At 67.6% G+C, this 17,346-nt stretch carries 15 protein-coding genes; 1 reads left to right on the top strand and 14 read right to left on the bottom strand.

Annotation, left to right across the window (positions count from 1 at the left end; translation table 11 throughout):
• Nucleotides 1-107: 107 nt before the first annotated feature.
• The 14 genes from A8G08_RS20335 to A8G08_RS28080 form a co-directional block, all read right to left on the bottom strand.
• On the bottom strand, nt 108-764 hold the full coding sequence (locus A8G08_RS20335) for a cell division protein FtsQ/DivIB (RefSeq protein ID WP_068278214.1): 657 nt from the start codon (nt 762-764) through the stop codon (nt 108-110).
• Nucleotides 761-2,227 (bottom strand): UDP-N-acetylmuramate--L-alanine ligase, encoded by a 1,467-nt coding sequence (gene murC, locus A8G08_RS20330; protein WP_068278255.1) that lies wholly within the window; start codon nt 2,225-2,227, stop codon nt 761-763. The genes A8G08_RS20335 and murC overlap by 4 nt, the downstream gene beginning before the upstream one ends.
• 38 nt (nt 2,228-2,265) lie before the next feature.
• Nucleotides 2,266-3,393 (bottom strand): undecaprenyldiphospho-muramoylpentapeptide beta-N-acetylglucosaminyltransferase, encoded by a 1,128-nt coding sequence (murG, locus tag A8G08_RS20325; RefSeq protein WP_068278213.1) that lies wholly within the window; start codon nt 3,391-3,393, stop codon nt 2,266-2,268.
• A 4-nt stretch (nt 3,394-3,397) separates the two neighbouring features.
• Nucleotides 3,398-4,837: a putative lipid II flippase FtsW gene (gene ftsW, locus A8G08_RS20320; protein WP_068278212.1), complete on the bottom strand. Its 1,440-nt coding sequence runs from the start codon at nt 4,835-4,837 to the stop codon at nt 3,398-3,400.
• Complete coding sequence (gene murD / locus A8G08_RS20315) at nt 4,837-6,333, bottom strand: UDP-N-acetylmuramoyl-L-alanine--D-glutamate ligase (protein WP_068278211.1); 1,497 nt, start codon at nt 6,331-6,333, stop codon at nt 4,837-4,839. The genes ftsW and murD overlap by 1 nt, the downstream gene beginning before the upstream one ends.
• A gap of 3 nt (nt 6,334-6,336) precedes the next feature.
• Complete coding sequence (gene mraY / locus A8G08_RS20310; RefSeq protein ID WP_068278210.1) at nt 6,337-7,416, bottom strand: phospho-N-acetylmuramoyl-pentapeptide-transferase; 1,080 nt, start codon at nt 7,414-7,416, stop codon at nt 6,337-6,339.
• The gene (locus tag A8G08_RS20305; protein WP_068278209.1) at nt 7,413-8,918 is read right to left on the bottom strand and encodes a UDP-N-acetylmuramoyl-tripeptide--D-alanyl-D-alanine ligase; all 1,506 of its coding nucleotides are present in this window, start codon (nt 8,916-8,918) and stop codon (nt 7,413-7,415) included. The genes mraY and A8G08_RS20305 overlap by 4 nt, the downstream gene beginning before the upstream one ends.
• Nucleotides 8,915-10,525 (bottom strand): UDP-N-acetylmuramoyl-L-alanyl-D-glutamate--2,6-diaminopimelate ligase, encoded by a 1,611-nt coding sequence (locus A8G08_RS20300; RefSeq protein WP_068278207.1) that lies wholly within the window; start codon nt 10,523-10,525, stop codon nt 8,915-8,917. The genes A8G08_RS20305 and A8G08_RS20300 overlap by 4 nt, the downstream gene beginning before the upstream one ends.
• Nucleotides 10,526-10,629: 104 nt before the next feature.
• Nucleotides 10,630-12,417, bottom strand: a complete 1,788-nt coding sequence (locus A8G08_RS20295) for a peptidoglycan D,D-transpeptidase FtsI family protein (protein ID WP_068278206.1) — start codon at nt 12,415-12,417, stop codon at nt 10,630-10,632.
• Between the two features lie 206 nt (nt 12,418-12,623).
• Nucleotides 12,624-13,529: a cell division protein FtsL gene (gene ftsL / locus A8G08_RS20290; RefSeq protein ID WP_245672916.1), complete on the bottom strand. Its 906-nt coding sequence runs from the start codon at nt 13,527-13,529 to the stop codon at nt 12,624-12,626.
• The gene (gene rsmH / locus A8G08_RS20285) at nt 13,526-14,494 is read right to left on the bottom strand and encodes a 16S rRNA (cytosine(1402)-N(4))-methyltransferase RsmH (protein ID WP_245672920.1); all 969 of its coding nucleotides are present in this window, start codon (nt 14,492-14,494) and stop codon (nt 13,526-13,528) included. The genes ftsL and rsmH overlap by 4 nt, the downstream gene beginning before the upstream one ends.
• Before the next feature lie 245 nt (nt 14,495-14,739).
• On the bottom strand, nt 14,740-15,171 hold the full coding sequence (mraZ, locus tag A8G08_RS20280) for a division/cell wall cluster transcriptional repressor MraZ (protein WP_068278249.1): 432 nt from the start codon (nt 15,169-15,171) through the stop codon (nt 14,740-14,742).
• A gap of 360 nt (nt 15,172-15,531) precedes the next feature.
• Nucleotides 15,532-15,945, bottom strand: a complete 414-nt coding sequence (locus tag A8G08_RS20275; RefSeq protein ID WP_068278247.1) for a DUF3040 domain-containing protein — start codon at nt 15,943-15,945, stop codon at nt 15,532-15,534.
• A gap of 171 nt (nt 15,946-16,116) precedes the next feature.
• A complete protein-coding gene (locus A8G08_RS28080) occupies nt 16,117-16,569 on the bottom strand; it encodes an SAV_6107 family HEPN domain-containing protein (RefSeq protein WP_342669675.1) in 453 nt (150 codons plus the stop codon).
• A 173-nt stretch (nt 16,570-16,742) separates the two neighbouring features.
• Between A8G08_RS28080 and A8G08_RS20265 the strand changes: the two genes are divergently transcribed.
• Nucleotides 16,743-17,345 (top strand): GNAT family N-acetyltransferase, encoded by a 603-nt coding sequence (locus A8G08_RS20265; RefSeq protein ID WP_187344498.1) that lies wholly within the window; start codon nt 16,743-16,745, stop codon nt 17,343-17,345.
• Nucleotide 17,346 lies beyond the last annotated feature (1 nt).

The raw sequence follows: 17,346 nt of genomic DNA, 5'->3' as shown, positions 1-17,346 counted from the left end.
TTCGTAGGAGCGGCAAACCCGCCGCAGGCGCGCCGCGACACGCGAAAAAATAGGCGCGCCTTCACACATCGTTGTCGGCAAGCCGCGCGAGCCCGCTTCCCACCTGGTCATTTCACAGTCGGCAGATCCGGACTGGAGATGTCGTAGGTCTGGCCCGGCTGCGTCAGCAGCGGCAACGCAATCGCGGCCTTGCGGTCCGCGTTTTCCGCACTCCCCCAGACGATCACCCGATCGTCGAGCAGTGTGAGACGAATATCGGAGATAGATTTCGCAGCGATCTCACCCGTCTGCGCGCGCAGACCGGGCGGAATTGTAGCGAGCACCTTCAACGCCGCGCGGGTGGTCGGGTCGTCGGAACCCGGCGTCGCAACCTTCAGGCGCGGTACACCCGGCGGCGGCGGCTCGATCGCGAAATCGACACCATCGACGTCCACGAGATGCGTGCCCTGCGGCGAGTCATAGAACACCACCGCGATGCGCTCGTCGACTGTGACTCGCACGGTGGACGGGTACTCGCGCTGCACCCGGGCCTGCGCGACTCTCGGGAGCTGCGCGACCCGCTGTGCTGCGGCACCCGTGTCGACCCCCATCAGTCGTTCACCCTGCGGTACCGCCAGCGCGGTGAGCACCTGCTCCTCGGGGATCGCCGACAACCCGTCGACCTGTACGGTGCGCACCGACATCAGCGGCGTGAACCAGACAACTGCCGCGAGCGCGACCACGGCAACGACACCTACCGCGACCCATAGCCAACGCCGGCTCATCCGTGCGGCTTCCCATACCGGGGACGGGCGCGCAGTGCGTCGAGAATCTGGCTGCCCAGCATGGTCACATCGCCCGCGCCCATGGTGATCACCACGTCGCCGGGCTGAGCCAGCGCCGCGACCTGACGACCAACCCGCGACATGTCCGGTTGGTAGTGAACAGGTTTGGTGACCGCCTGCGCGATCAAGGCACCACTCACGCCCGGCAGCGGTTCCTCACGCGCCCCGTAGACGTCGAGCACCAAAACCTCGTCGGCAAGGTCGAGCGCAGCCGCGAACTCGGCTGCGAACGTGGCGGTCCGGCTGTACAGGTGTGGCTGGAACACGACGAGCACACTGCCGCGCCGGGATCGGGCACCGTCGCGGGCTTCCTGCTCGACGAGTTCGACGGCAGCACCCAGCACTGCACGCACCTCGGTCGGGTGGTGGGCGTAATCGTCGAAGACGCGGACACCGTGTTCCCTGCCGGTGAACTGGAAGCGCCGATGGACACCGCCGAAAACCGCAAGGCCCTCGACGATCTCCTCGACGTCCGCGCCGGCATCCCGGGCGGCGGCAATGGCCGCAATTGCGTTGAGCGCCATGTGCCGGCCCGGCACGGACAGCCGCAGCGTGCGCGGATTCGGCTCGCCGACCACCTGGAACTGTGCGACGCCGCCGACGTCGCGCGGCTCCCAGCTGTGCAGCCAGATCCCGACCGGCACGCCGTCCTGTTCGGCGGGCACATCGGTCGTACCTGCCGGCAGGGTGCCGTAGCCAATCACTCGAATGTCGTCTCGCGCACCTTGGATCACCCGCTTCGCGAGCGCGGCCGACCCCGGATCGTCGAGGCACGCCACAAGCGCACCGCCGGGCGCGAGCCGGTCGACGAAATCGTCGAACACCTGCACGTAGGCCTCGGTGCTGCCGAAATAGTCAAGGTGATCCGATTCGACGTTGGTGACCACGATGGTCCCCGGGTCGTATTCGAGCAGCGAGCCGTCACTCTCGTCGGCCTCGGCGACGAAGACATCGCCGGTGCCGTGGTGGGCGTTCGTGCCCGCCTCGTTGAGCTCGCCACCCACCGCGAACGACGGGTCGACGCCACAGTGTTGCAACGCGACAACAAGCATCGAGGTGGTGGAGGTCTTACCGTGCGTGCCTGAGACCAGGACAGTGCGGTAGCCCTGCATCAGCGACGCCAGCACGGCGGGCCGAAGGATCACCGGAATGCCGCGGCGGCGGGCTTCGACAAGCTCGGGGTTCGACTTCGGGATCGCGGCATGTGTCGTGACCACCACCGTCGGTCCACCCGGCAGGAGATCCAGCGAGCTCGCGTCATGACCGACGCGCACGTGTGCGCCGCGAGCGCGCAGCGCGAGAACCGCCCGGCTCTCCTTCGCGTCCGACCCGGACACGGAGCCACCGCGGGCGAGCAGAATCCGGGCGAGACCGGACATGCCGGACCCGCCGATGCCAACCATATGCACACGCTCGAGGTGCGCGGGCAACGGCGACGTGGTCACTTGCGCGCCACCTCCAGCACGATTCGGGCGACTTCGTTCGCCGCGTCACGGTGGCCCGCTCCTGCGGCCGCGAGCCCCATCTCGCGCAACTTCTGCCCGTCGAGAATCGCCGGAATCACGCGCTCGACGATGTAGGACGAGGTGAACTGCGCGTCGGCGACGATTGTGCCACCACCCTGGGCAACGACGGGCCGAGCGTTGAGTTCCTGCTCACCGTTCCCGTGCGGCAGCGGAACGTAGAACGCGGGTAGCCCGACCGCGGACACCTCGGCAACCGTCATCGCACCGGACCGGCAGATCGCCACGTCCGCGGCGGCGTACGCCAGGTCCATCCGGGAAAGATAAGGCACCGCGACGTACGGCGCGGAACCGTCGCCGGCCCCGGCCGGGAGATCGAGGACATTCTTCGGGCCGTGCGCGTGCAGCACGGAAATACCGGCCGCCGCGAGTTCGGCGGCCGCACCCGACACCGCCTCATTGAGCGAGCGCGCTCCCTGCGACCCACCGAAAACCAGCAGCACGGGCCCGTCCTGCGGCAGCCCGAAATGCGCGCGGGCGCCGGCCCGGAACGCGGAACGATCCAGCCCGGTGATCGAGGACCGCACCGGGATGCCGACGAGTTCGGCGCTCGGCGCCCGGCGCGCGTGAATGCCCGATCCGGGCACCGCGGCGAGCACACGAGTCGCCAGACGAGCCCCGACCTTGTTGGCGATGCCGGCCTTGGCGTTGGCCTCGTGCACGACGATCGGCACTCGGTGCTTGCGGGAGAACCCGGCCGCGAGATACGCCGGAAGCGAGACGTAGCCACCGAATCCCACGATGACGTCCGCGCCGGTCTGCTCGATCACCTTGCGGGTCTGCCGAACCGACTCCAGTACGCGCCGCGGCAACCGGAACAGGTCCGCATTCACCTTGCGCGGCATCGGGACCGGCGGAATGAGTTCGAGGCGGTAGCCGCGCTGCGGTACCAGTGTCGTCTCGAGCCCACGCGCTGTGCCGAGCGCCGTCAACCGGATCGTCGGTTCGAGCCTGCGCAGCGCATCGGCAACCGCAAGCGCTGGTTCGATATGCCCGGCCGTGCCTCCTCCCGCGACGATCACCGACAGTTCGTCAGGCCCACTCACCTATTTACGTCCTCGCTCTTCGTGGCATTGCTCCGGAAGACGCCGCTCTCGGCGCTCCCGATCGTGACGCGCGTGCCGTTCCCGCACGCGGCGCCGCCGCTCGTCCGCCGACCGGCTCGCGGACGCGGACCGCACGGCGCCTTTCGTCGAGTTCACCACGCGCGGGGTAACGCACCGGCGTTCGGCGTGCGGCCCGCGCTCGAGCAACCTTCGCCCGGCCCGGCGCGTACGCCTCGGGCATCGGCAGCCGGAGCATCCGACTGAACCGTCCGTCCTGGCCGGCAAGCAGCGCAGCGATCGCCTCCGGTTCGTGTCTGGCGGCGCTCGCGATGATCCCGAACATCAGCAGCGTAATCGCCAGCGACGAACCGCCTGCGGAGACCAAGGGCAACTGCAGCCCGGTCACCGGCAGGATGCGGACGACATAACCGATGTTGATCAGCGCCTGCGCGACGATCCAGGTGGTTGCCGTGGCCACGAGCAGCCGCAGGAACGGGTCCGCGGACCGTGTCGCGATCCGCATGCCGGTGTACGCGAAAAGTGCAAACAGGCCAATCACGGCGGCACAGCCGAGGAAACCGGTCTCCTCGCCGATGATCGCGAAGATGAAGTCGTTGTGCGAGTTGGGCAGGTAGCTCCATTTCGCGCGACTCTGACCGAGCCCGCGGCCGAACATCCCGCCGTCGGCTAGCGAGTACAGCGCCTGCCGCGACTGGTAGCCGATACCTTGCGGATCCTCGCCAGGGTTGAAGAAGGCCTTCATCCGGTCGGACCGATACCCGGCGGTCAGCGCCAGCGCGACAACCCCGACGATGCCGGTCACGGTGATAGAGAAGAACAACTTGCCGGACAGGCCACCGAACCAGAGCAGCGCGACCAGGATGATGCCGAGCGCGATCATGGTGGACAGGTTCGGCTGCAACACGACGAGTGTGCACGCCAGGATCGCCATCGGAACCAACGGCACCATGATCTGTTTGATCGGGTTGGAGCGCGTCGACATCCGGGACGCCAGGAGGTGCGCCCCCCAAAGTGCAAGCGTCACCTTCGCCACCTCGGACGGCTGCACCGAGATGGGGCCGAGCATGAACCATCTGCGCGCGCCCTGACTCTCGACACCGATGCCCGGAATCAACACGAGCATCAGCGCCACGAGCGTGACGGCGTAGGCGGGAAAAGCCAACTTGCGCAGCACCCGGATCGGCACCCGCAACGCCAGATAGAACAGGACGATGCCGAGCAGCGCGTACATCAACTGCTGGGTGAACAACGCATACGGCGAGGAGCCGCCGACATAGGACTCGACGCTCGATGCCGACAGCACCATGACGAGCCCGAACACGGTCAGCAGGGTCGCGATCGTGACGATGAGATGGAATGACGCGAGCGGCCGGTTGAGCCAGGTGCCGATCCGCCTAAGCCCGATCAACTTCTGGCCTGCCATTACCGCTGCCCGGTCGACTGTGACCCGGGAGAGCCGGCCCCGATATCAGCGGCGGTCAGGTTCGCGACGGCAGCGGCGAAGCTGTCGCCGCGGTGACCGTAGCTCCGGAACATGTCCAGTGACGCCGCGGCAGGCGCGAGCAGGACCGTGTCGCCAGAATCCGCGAGCCGCGCGGCCGCCGCGACCGCGTCGGCCATGATCGCATCGGGATCCGTCACATCCGTTGCTGTTGTCACATCTGTTACTGCCGTCACTCCAGCATCGTCCCGCGAAGGAACCTGCAGCACCGGAACCTGGGGCGCGTGTCGCGACAAAGCCTCTGCGATCTTGGTCGCATCGACGCCGATCAACACGGCTCCGCGCAGCCGCGGCGCCACTTCGGCGATCAGCGCATCCACTGCGGCGCCCTTGAGCTGGCCGCCCGCGAGCCAAACAACCCGCGGGTGCGCGACGATCGAGGACCGCGCCGCGTGCGGGTTGGTGGCCTTCGAGTCGTCAATGAACTTCACGCCGCCGAGCTCGCGGATCAACTCCGCCCGGTGCGGTCCCACCCGGTGCGATGCCAATCCTGCCGCCACCGCATCCGGGGCGACGCCGATCGCACGCGCAAGCGCCGCTGCCGCGAGCGCATCGAGCATTCCGGCCGGCCCCGGCGGGCTGATCTCCCCCGCGGCACCCAAGTCCGCGGACTCGGCAAATGCTCGATCGATAAGCCGCCCGCCCGAGACACCGAGTTCTCCCGGCGCCGGCTGGCCGAGCCGGAAGCCGACCATGCGCGATCCATGATCGGTATCGGCGAGTGACGCCGCGACCGGATCGTCGAGCCCGACTACCCCGACCCCGCCAGCGAGCGCACGTGCCTTCGCGGCGACGTAGCCGGGCATTCCGCCGTGCCAGTCCAGATGATCCTCGGCGATATTGAGCACCGCACCGGCCGCCGGACGCACCGACGGAGCCCAATGCAGCTGAAACGAGGACAACTCGACCGCGAGCACCCGCACCTCGGGGCGCTGCAGCGCGTCGAGCACCGGCAGGCCGATATTTCCGCACGCGGCACTGCCGAGGTCTGCGGCCGCGAGGATCGAGGCGAGCATCGAGGTGGTCGTGGTCTTGCCGTTGGTGCCGGTCACCACAAGCCACTGCCGGACCGGTCCGTAGAGCTCGGCCTGATCGACACGCCAGGTGAACTCGATATCGCCCCAGACCGGGATGCCGCGCGCCGCAGCGGCGCCAAACAGCGGTGCATCCGGCCGCCACCCCGGGCTGGTGATTACCAGTGCGATGTCGTTCAGGCCGCCATCCGCGAGCAATTCCGCCTCGGTCGCGGTGCCGAGACCGAGTTCCGCTGCCTCGCTCAGCGATTCGGCGCGGCCGTCGGTGACGGTGATCCTCGCGCCGAGGAGTTGCAGCGGTGCGATGACCGCACGGCCGGAAACGCCCCACCCGGTAACCAGGACACGCGCGTCGCGCAGATCGCGAAGGTCCTCCGCGACCACGGGTCAGTCCCCGATCGCGGCGAGGTACTCGCTGTAGAACAACGCCAGACCGATCGCGGATGCCGTCCCGGCCAGCAGCCAGAACCTGATGATCACCGTGGTTTCCGCCCACCCGGCGAGCTCGAAGTGGTGGTGGAACGGCGCCATTCGGAATACCCGGCGGCGCGACGATCGGAACACCGCGACCTGAATGACCACCGACGCGGCCTCCGCGACGAATAGTGCGCCGATGACGACCATGAGCAGCTCGGTGCGGGTGGTGATCGACAGGCCCGCGAGCATGCCGCCAAGCGCGAGTGATCCGGTGTCACCCATGAAGATCCGGGCGGGCGCGGCGTTCCACCAGAGGAATCCGACGCAGGCCGCGGCACCGGCCGCACAGATCAGCGCTAGGTCAAGCGGATCGCGGACGTCGTAGCAGCCCTGGCCCGGGCTGGTTTCACAGGCGTTGCGGTACTGCCAGAACGTGATGATGACGTAGGCACCGAGGACGAAGCCCATGGAGCCTGCCGCGAGACCATCGAGCCCGTCGGTCAGGTTGACCGCGTTCGACCAGGCACTGATCAGCAGGTAGCAGAACAGGATGAAGACGATCGAGCCCATCGAGACCGTGGTGATGTCTCGGACGTACGACAGATGCGTGCTGCCGGGCGTCAGCCCACTCGCGCCGCGGAACTGCAGCGCGAGGAAGCCGAATACGAGCGCGACCACGAGCTGGCCAACCAGCTTCGCGGTTTTGTTCAGACCCAGGTTGCGCTGCTTACGGATCTTGATGAAGTCATCGAGGAAGCCCACCGCGCCCAGTGCGGTGGTCAGCCCGAGCACCAGCAGACCCGAAGCGGACGGCCCGTCGGCGTGATAGCCGATGCCGATCAGGTGCGATCCCCAGTAACCGGCCCACAGACCCGTGATGATCGCGACGCCACCCATGGTCGGGGTGCCCCGCTTCGACTGATGACTCGCCGGCCCCTCGACGCGGATCTCCTGCCCGAACCCCTGCCGGGAGAAGATGCGGATCAGCAGCGGCGTCAGCAGGATCGAAACAGCAAGGGCGATACCCGCCGCGAAGAGGATCTGTCTCAATTCCCCACCTCCGTCGTGTCACCGAGCAGATGCTCGGCAACGGTCCACAGCCCGATCGACTGCGATGCCTTCACGAGCACGAGGTCACCCGGCTCGAGTTCGGCATCGAGAAGTTCGATCGCGGCGCGCGCGTCGGGGACGTGCAAGGCCTCGTCGCCCCACGAACCCTCCTGCACCGCGCCCTGGTACATCGCGCGGCACGGGCGGCCGCCACCGACGACCACAAATCTGGTGACATCGAGGCGCACGGCGAAACGGCCGATCGCATCATGCTCGATCACCGACTCTTCGCCAAGCTCGCCCATCTCGCCGAGCACCGCCCAGCTGCGGCGCAGCCGGTCGGCCGATCGTGCCATCGACACCAATGCCTTCAGCCCAGCGCGCATCGAGTCCGGGTTCGCGTTGTACGAGTCATTGATCACGGTGACGCCGTCGGCCCTGGTCCGCACATCCATGCGCCGCGCGGATGCCGCCGCGGCCCCGCCGAGCGCGGCGGCAATGTCGTCGAGACCCAGCCCGCACTCGAGTGCGACCGCTGCCGCCGCCAATGCGTTGCCGACCTGGTGTTCGCCGTGGACGGCGAGCGTGACATCGACGCGGCCGGCCGCGCATACGAGGACGAAACGAGCGCGCGCCTCATCGTCGAGCACGACATCGACAGCACGGACGTCTGCGCCTGCGGCCTGCCCCACGGTGACGACCCGGGCTTGGGTGCGCGATGCCATGGCCGCAACCAGCGAATCGTCCGCGTTGAGAACGGCGACACCGCCATCCGCCGCCGGCGGAAGCGCCTCCACCAGTTCGCCCTTGGTCTGCGCGATCGCCTCGCGTGAACCGAATTCACCCAGGTGCGCGGTCCCGACATTGAGGACGACGCCGATCCGCGGCGGGGCGACCTGCGCCAGCGCCGCGATGTGGCCGATCCCCCGCGCGGACAGCTCCAGCACCAGGCTGCGGGTCTCCTCATCGGCGCGCAGCGCGGTCCACGGATGACCCAGCTCGTTGTTGAACGACCCCGGAGGTGCGACCACCGGGCCCAGCGGGCGCAGCACCGCAGCGAGCAAATCTTTGGTCGAGGTCTTGCCCGACGATCCTGTCACGCCGACGACGGTCAGGCCGGTGCGGGCGCGGAGATCGTCGACCACGGCCCGGGTCAGCTTCGCGAGCGCGGCGAGTACGGCCGCGCCGGAACCGTCGGCGTCGTGTTCGAGGGCCATTGCGCCGGACGCCTGCTCGGGATCAACTGCCAGCGGAGGCACGACAATGGCCGGCACACCGACCGGGCGGGCTGCGAGGACCGCGACAGCCCCGGCTGCGATCGCCGCGGGCGCATGGTCGTGCCCATCGGCGCGCGCCCCGGGCAGCGCGAGGAACAAATCGCCCGAACCGATCTTGCGGGAATCGAACTCGACCGAACCAGCCACCACGGCGTCCGGGTCCTGGGCATCGTGCAGCGTCCCGCCGACGATCTCGGCGATCCGCGCCAACGACAATGCGATCACGCGCCAGTCGCCTCCCCCGCGACGTTTCCGCGGCGATCGATGGCGTCCGCAAGTACCTCGCGATCGTCGAACGGGTACTTCACGCCCTGAATCTCCTGACCTGTCTCATGTCCCTTGCCGGCGACGAGTACGACGTCACCCGCTTTCGCCCATTCGACGGCCGCCGCGATCGCCGCGGCGCGGTCGCCGATTTCTCGTACGTCGCCGCGCTCCGCCTCGGGAACCTCATTGGCACCGGTCAGCATCGCCGCACGGATCGTTGCAGGTTCCTCGGTGCGCGGGTTGTCGTCGGTGATGATCAGCAGGTCGGCGTCACGCGCCCCAACCTCACCCATCATCGGCCGCTTGCCGTGGTCACGGTCGCCGCCGGCACCGACCACGAGCGCGATTCTGCCCGGCACCTGCGCGCGAAGGGTGGCAATCACCGCGGACAACGCGGCCGGCTTGTGCGCGTAGTCGACCACGGCGAGGAAATCCTGGCCCCGCTCGACGCGCTCGACACGGCCCGGCACATCCACCTCCGCCAGCGAGCGGGCCGCAGCGACCGGGTCAATACCGGCCGACTCGCAGGTGGCGACTGCGAGCAGCGCGTTCGCGACGTTGTACCCGCCGGGCAGCCGAAGGTGCGCCGGAATCGCCTTCCATGGACCAGGGCCGACGATCCGGAACGACTGACCGCCGTTCGGCAGAACTTCCAGCGCGGTGGCGGTCCAGTCGGCATCCGTTGTGGTTGCCACGGTGGTCACACCGTCGCCGGCCGTCTCGGCCATCCGGCGGCCCCACTTGTCGTCGACGCACACCACAGCACGTTCCGCGCGCACCGACGACCCGGACTCGAACAGCCGGGCCTTGGCGGCGAAGTAGTCCTCAAAGGTGGGATGGAAGTCGAGGTGGTCCTGCGAGAGGTTGGTGAACGCGGCGACATCGAAGCGGGTGCCGTCGACCCGGCCGAGGGACAGCGCGTGGCTGGACACCTCCATGACAACGCAGTCGGTGCCTTGTTCGAGCATCGCGGCGAACAACGCATGCAGTTGCGGCGCCTCAGGCGTGGTGAGCGCGCTCGGAACCCGTTCGCCCTTCACCCGCGTCTCGATCGTGCCGATCAGACCGGGCTCACGACCGGCCGCGCGCAGTGCGGCCTCGATCAGGTAGGTGGTGGTGGTCTTCCCGGACGTGCCGGTGACACCGATGACCGTCATCTGCTCCGACGGCCGCCCGTAGATAATCGCGGCAAGTTCGCCGAGTACCGAGCGCGGCGTCGGGTGGACCAGCACCGGCACGGTCGCCGGACCGTCCGCCGTGAGCATCCCGAGCCCGGTCTCATCGGTCAGGATCGCTGCCGCGCCGTTTTCGATGGCCTGGCCAGCGAAACGGGCACCGTGAGCCTTCGCGCCTGGCAGCGCCGCGAACAGATCGCCGGGGAGCAGTTCGGTGGAGCGGTGCTCGACACCGGTGACAAACACCTCGTCGGACTCCGATGCCGCGACCAGCGTCGCTTCGACCGAAGCAGCAAGCTCCGAAACCGAACTCGACGGTGGGGCACTGGGGCGGAGCGCGGCATGAGGACCGACCTGCTCAGGCACCGGGCTCCTTTCGTCTGCACGCATTCGCCGCGACAGTTCGACACTGCCGGTTGGCGAAACCGACGTGTCACGTTACCGAGGATTCACCGCACTACCGAACCCAGACCCGGGTGCGGCGACGACAGGCGTCAGTCGGCCTGCAACGTGTAATGACGCGATGGCGGCGACAACGGCACGCTGTCGCGCTGCAACAGCCACGATGCGATGTTGTGGAACAGCGGTGCAGCGGACTGTCCGCCACCTCCGTCCACGCCGCGGACCGGCGCGTCGAGCATGATCCCAACGACGTACCGCGGGTTATCGGCCGGTGCTATGCCCGCGAACGTGATCCAGTAGTTCGAGCTCGAATAGCACTTGCACTTCGGGTCGACCTGCTGTGCGGTGCCGGTTTTGCCCGCAATCTGGTATCCCGCAATGCCGGCCTGCGAGCCGGTGCCCTGCTGGTACCCCATCGGATCGCGCTGGGTAACCGACTGGAACATCGACAGCAGCGTCGCGGATGTCTGCGGGCTCACCACGCGCACGCCCTCGGGGCGCTCCTCTTCCATCCGGTCCCCATCCGGGTCCGTCACCGACCTCACGATGCGCGGCGGGACCCGCAAACCGCCGTTGGCGATCGCCTGGTACATACCGGTCATCTGGAGCAGCGTCATCGAAAGACCCTGCCCGATGGGCAGGTTGGCGAACGTGCCGCCGGACCACTGATCGCGACTCGGCACATCGCCGGCGCTCTCACCGGGCAGCCCGACGTTGGCGCGCTGACCGAGTCCGAAGCGGTGCAGCATGTCCGCGTACCGGTCCTCGCCGACGCGCTGCGCGAGCATGAGTGTGCCCACGTTGGAGGACTTTCCGAAGATGCCGGTGGTCGTGTACGGCGCGACGTCGTGGCTCCACGCGTCGGCGACGGTGACCCCGGCCATCCGGATATTGCCCGGAACCTGGAGCACCTCATCGGGATTCGTCAGCCCGTACTCGATCGCCGCCGATGCCGTGACGATCTTGTTCACCGAGCCCGGCTCGAACGGCGAGCTGACCGCGATGTTGCCCAGCTGCGTGGACTTCGCCTTAGCCATACCGTCGGACGGGTTGAAGGTGCTGTCGTTGCTCATCGCGAGCACTTCCCCGGTGCGCGAATCGAGTACCACGACCGACGCGTTCTTCGCCCCGGACAGATCTTTCGCTTGCTGCACCTGCTGTTGGACGAAGTACTGCAGGTCGGAATCGAGCGTGAGCTCGACCTTCGACCCGTCCATCGCCGGTTGCCTGTCCCGCCAGCTGCCGGGGATCACCGCACCATCCGAGCCGCGGTCGTACGTTTGCGACCCATCCGTGCCCGCCAGGGTCGAATCCATCGACGACTCGAGCCCGAGCAGGCCATGGCCATCCCAGCCGGTCGCGCCGATGACATTGGCCGCCAACGCCCCGCCCGGGTATTCGCGAATTCCCTCGCGCTCGGTGCCGACTTCCGGGTATTTGTCGGCGATCTGGGCCGCAACGGCCGGATCGACACTGCGGGCGAGATAGACGAAGGTCTCGTCACTGCGCAGCTTCTTCAGGAGTTCCTTCTCCTCGACTGCCGCGCCGAGCTTGTCGTCGATCATGTTCGCGATATCGGTGATCCGCTGTTCCGGATCGGGCGCGTCGGCGTCCTTCGACTTGGCTTCGGCGAGTTCCTTGCGCACCCGCACCGGCTGGAAGGTCAGCGATCTGGCCTCCATTGTGAACGCGAGGGGCTTGCCGTTGCGGTCCACTATCGCGCCGCGCGTCGCGGGGTCGACGACTGTCGTGGTGCGCTGGCTCGCCGCTTCCGCGGACAACCGAGGCGCGGAGATGGTTTGCGTGATAAACAGTGGCACCACGACGACGCACAACAGGCCGAGCAACACCCAGCGGCCTGCGACCAGCCTGATGCGCAAGGGATCCCGAGTGGTTCGCGCTCGGGGGCGCGGCGGCGCAGGACGGCGCGGCGGGGCCGAACGCTTGGGCGGGGTGCTCGCCTTGGCGCCGGCCTTGTTGGCCTTCGCGCCCGATCCGCGGTCTCCGCTCGAACTCTTGCTCGCTCCGCGGGCTCCGCTCGAGCGCTTACTCGCTCCAGCCGGGTTGTTTCCGCGGGTCGGGCGATTCACCGCGGCTGCCCGCCTGTCGCCGGGGGTCCCGGAATTGCGGCCGCCTGAACCGGAATCGCCATGGGAACCAATTGTTCACCCTGAGCTCGGGCATCGGTGGCGGTGCGCTGCGGCGTGTCGCTCGGTGTCGGCCGCTCGGCGGCCCGAGTCCCGGACGGCGCCGACCGTGGCGTTCCGATGATGCTGCTGTTTGGCCCCGGGGCGTTGAGCAGCGGAACCGGCGGCCCCTGGGCCGGCACCGGCTTGCCGACAACGACAACACCGCCATCCGGTGCCACGAGCAGTCGCGCCGGATCCTTCGCCGGGATCATGCCCAGATCACGTGCCTTCGCCGCGAGATCCGGTGCGGAATCAGCGGTCTCCACGGCCCGTTGCAGCGAGGCCCGCTCCTGGGACAAGAGCTGGTTTTTCGAACGTGCCGCGCTGAGCTCATAACTGTCCTCGGCGGAACGCGTCGTCAGCAGTAGTGTGCACATCAGTCCGCATGCGAGCAGCCCGATCACCGTGGCCACGAACGGGATTCGCGCGGCGAACCGCGAACTGCGCTTGGGCAGCGCGGCAATCGCAACGGCATCCCCGTGGTGCAGAGCAGCGCGCTGCTGCCTGCGCTCGTATGCGCGCTTTGCCGCTCCGGACCGGGTACGCGTGCCGGCATCGGGGCTCTCACGCACCGCGATATCGCGTCCGCCGCGGGGCCGATCCAACTGGGCTCCGGGGCCCTTGCCGCGCTTGGTCGTATCCTCCGCGCTCCGCTTGGCCCGCCCGTTCTTCGCTGCCGCCCGCCCGTTCTTTTCTGCTGCTCGGTCGGTCTTCGCTTCCGCTTGCTGTGCTCGCCGTGCGCCCTCTTCCCCTCGCTTCGCTCGACCGGCCCGGTTGTCGAGAGTGTTCGTGCGCATATTCATGCCGCTGACCTCCTGGCAATCCGTTCCGCCGCGCGCATACGCACCGGCGCCGACCTCGGGTTCACTTCGATCTCTTCGTCGGTCGCCTTCTCGGCTCCCCTGGTGAGCAAGCGGAACTCCGGCCCCATGCCGGGCAGCTCCACGGGCAGCCCTCGCGGTGTGCGAGATGCCGTGCGCGGCGCCAACTCCTGCTTCACCACTCGGTCCTCGAGTGACTGGTAGGACATGAAAACGACTCGCCCGCCGATCTCGAGCGCGTCGAGCGCGGCCGGCACCGCGGTGCGCAGCGAATCGAGTTCGCGGTTTACCTCCACCCGCAGCGCCTGGAACGTGCGCTTGGCGGGGTGTCCGCCGGTGCGACGAGTCGCGGCGGGAATCGCGTCGTAGATGAGCTCGACGAGCCGGGCGCTGGTGTCGAACGGCTGCTGCGCACGGCGGCGCACGATCTCGCTCGCGACGCGGCCGGCGAAACGCTCCTCGCCGTAATCCTTGAGGATGCGGGCAAGTTCGCCGTGACTGTAGGTATTGAGGATGTCCGCAGCGGTCTGCCCGGTCGACTGATCCATCCGCATATCGAGCGGCGCGTCGATCGAGTACGCGAATCCGCGATCACCCTCGTCGAGTTGCATCGACGAGACACCGAGATCGAACAGAATCGCCCGCACCGAGTCCGTGCGGGCAAGTCCGGCATCCTCGAGCGCGGCGGGCAGTTCGTCATATCGACTGTGGACCAGCGTGATTCGATCCGCGAATCGACTGAGTCGATCCCCGGTGAGGCGCAGCGCCTCGGTGTCCCGGTCGAGTCCGATGAAGCGCATCCGCGGATAGGTGCTCAGGAAGTGTTCGGCGTGACCGCCCAAACCCAGTGTCGCGTCGACCAATACGGCATCGTCGATATCGACTGCGCCGGAATCGGTTTCATTTCGGAGGGCCGGACCGAGTAATTCGTCGGCGCGCTGCAGCAGGACCGGAACATGGCGTTCGTCCGGCGATTTGGCTGATCCGCCGGTGTCGTCCCGGCCTCCGCCTACATCGCCGTCCACCGTGGTCACTCCGATCCTGCAGTCGCACTGCGCCGCACGATAGAGAGGCGCCTTGTCGGTGGTGCGAATGTCGTGGGGTCTCTGTCCGAAGTGGCACCTGGCGCTGGGGAAGTGCGTCAGGGTCCACACCGGGCAGAGGCCTCGCGGCACTCGCCTGGCTCAGGGCGTCAGAGAATCTCGCCCAGCGACTCGTCGTCGGCCCGGGAATAGGCCTCCTCGTATTCCGCTTGGTATGTATTCCAGGCGGGTTGATCCCAGATCTCGATAAATTCCGCCGAGCCGTTCACCACACACTCGCGACCGAGGTTCGCGTAGCGCCGATGGTCGGCGGACAGCGTTATCCGTCCTTGTGCGTCGGGATGTTGTTCGTCGGCGCCCGATGTCAGAAAGCGGACGTAACCACGCGCCGCTGGGTTGCTGCGCGAAACCGCGGTGGCTTTCTGAACCACCCGGTAGAACTCGTCGCGCGGGTAGACGGCGAGCGTATGGTCCTGTCCGCGTGCAACCACAAGCCCTCCCGCCAACTCGTCGCGAAACTTCGCCGGCAACGTCAACCTCCCCTTGTCGTCGAGCTTCGGCGTGTAGGTACCGAGGAACATCTCGACACCTCCATGGATCGCCACCGCTCTCCGATGTGCCCCACATTACCCCACTTTCCCCCACCCACAACCGAAATGACCGGCGTGTTAGACCAATCTCCGGCTAACCCGCAGGTAGCGACGCTGCCAATCAATCACTACAAATCGGGCTCAATACGCGATACCCGAGCCACACCCTGCCGATCGCAACGGAAAAGCCCAGGTAGCGCGGGACCCAGTGCTCGGAATGGGGCGGCCGGTCCGGATTCGTCGGCTTATGCGGCTAGCCGTGGAGTGAAGTGGGGAATCGACTGCGCGGCGCGCACGAAAAACGGCGTGCACCGAAGTGCCACGCCGTTTAGCGACCGTTCCCGCGAGCAGTTACTGCTGATCGAATCTACGACGGAAGCGGTCCTCCATCCGCGCGGAGAATCCGCCGGACTTGCGCTTGCCGGACGACTTGCCGGAGCCCGTTCCCTTGGGCTTGGCCCCGCCATCCACCGAGTGGAGGTTGGCGCGGGACGTTCCCATGAGCAGCAACACGCCGGCGCCGAACATGATGATGAACCCGAGCAGGCTGATGATCGGGAACCCACCGGGCTTGATCGGAAGTGCTACGCCTGCAACGAGAAGCACGAGGCCGAGAACGAACAACGTCGCCGCTTGCAACCGACGGCGGTTCGACGCACCGCGTAAACGTCCACCACGGACGTGCGACGCGAACTTGGGATCCTCAGCATAGAGAGCGCTCTCGATTTGTTCGAGCATGCGCTGCTCGTGCTCGGAGAGTGGCACGGTTACCTCCCCCGGCACTAGATGTGGTCGCCGCCTCCGGGTAAGACGACGTGTAGCCGACGCTTCGGCTACCTACTTGCAATGATACGAGTTGAATCTAGGCCGTACCACCTACTCAGGTTCACGACTTATTCAATCTTTCCCGTGACATCCTGCGTTACCCAACCCGGCTCATGCGGTCTTGCCCGCCGTGTCCATCGGACGCAGGCGAGAATCGTCTCCAATCAGGTCTTCGACGTCGTGCAGGAACGCCCCGACCCGCCCGCAGAACTCGTCGGCCTCGGCCGGCGCGACGTCGCGATTGATGCCCGCCTCGAGCGCGGCGCGCGTTGCGGAGAAGCCTGCGAAGTAGTCCGACCACATGACAAACTCCGGGGCGGCACGTGCCATCAACACCCAGGCACTGCGGTTTTTCGCCCTGGCCGGAGCGCTCGCCGACGTCACGGCCAGCACGGCACCGGCGCCCCGCAGCGCGGCGAGATAGCCGGCACGGAACCGTTCCCGCGGGTCCGGTTCCCCCATCGCCTCGATCAGTAGTCGGTCTGCTCGGTCGAGCAGAGTGTTCTTACGAGTCGCCGGGCAGCGTCGCCCGACCCTTCCGGCGCGGTCACGCTGAGCAGTCAATCGAGGACCTCCTCGTCTCCCGGGCCCGCCCGCGCGGACACCATGGGATGGAGCCCGGGACCCGGCGATGGCCCGCTTCCCTCGGTCCATCGCCGGATCGCCGCTATCGAACATTCATTCGACAGATTGAATGTAACCACGCCCACCGACAAGTTCCCCTCACGGAAATGGACATGGTCGTCGAATTCACGCCAGCGAGGCCGGTCGTCGTCGAACTCTCGGCGCAGGACCTGCGCAACCGTCTCTACGAGGCGCTCGACGTCTACGTGACAGCGATGGGATATCCCCGCGGTACCGAGCACCACCGTGCGCCGATGTGGTCCGAGCACATCACCCGGCCCGGCTGGCGGGCCGTCGGCGCGCTACTCACCGATACCAGCGGCAGCATTGGCCCGGACTCGCCGCTCGTCGCGATTGCCTACGGCTACCGCGGCGCGCCGCAGCAGTGGTGGCACGCCCAAGTGCACGCCGGGATGCGCAAGGCCGGCTGGTCGGACGCCGAAATCCGCGACCTGCTCACCGACTACTTCGAGGTCACCGAGGTGCACGTGCATCCCGATGCACAGGGCCACCGGCTCGGCCAGACGATGCTCGACAAGCTGCTCGACGGGCGCACCGAGCGCCGGGCGCTGCTGTCGACACCCGAAGTCGCCGACGAGGACAACCGCGCATGGCGGCTGTACCGCCGGCTGGGCTTCACCGACGTCGTCCGCGATTTCACTTTCGCCGGGGACAGTCGACCCTTCGCCGTCCTCTCCCGCGACCTGCCGCTGTGAC

Origin of the sequence: Aldersonia kunmingensis, assembly GCF_001646865.1 — a bacterium.
Taxonomy (GTDB): Bacteria; Actinomycetota; Actinomycetes; order Mycobacteriales; family Mycobacteriaceae; genus Aldersonia; species Aldersonia kunmingensis.
The sequence above is the reverse complement of the archived record's forward strand: the minus strand, read 5'-3'. Positions and strand labels throughout refer to the sequence as shown.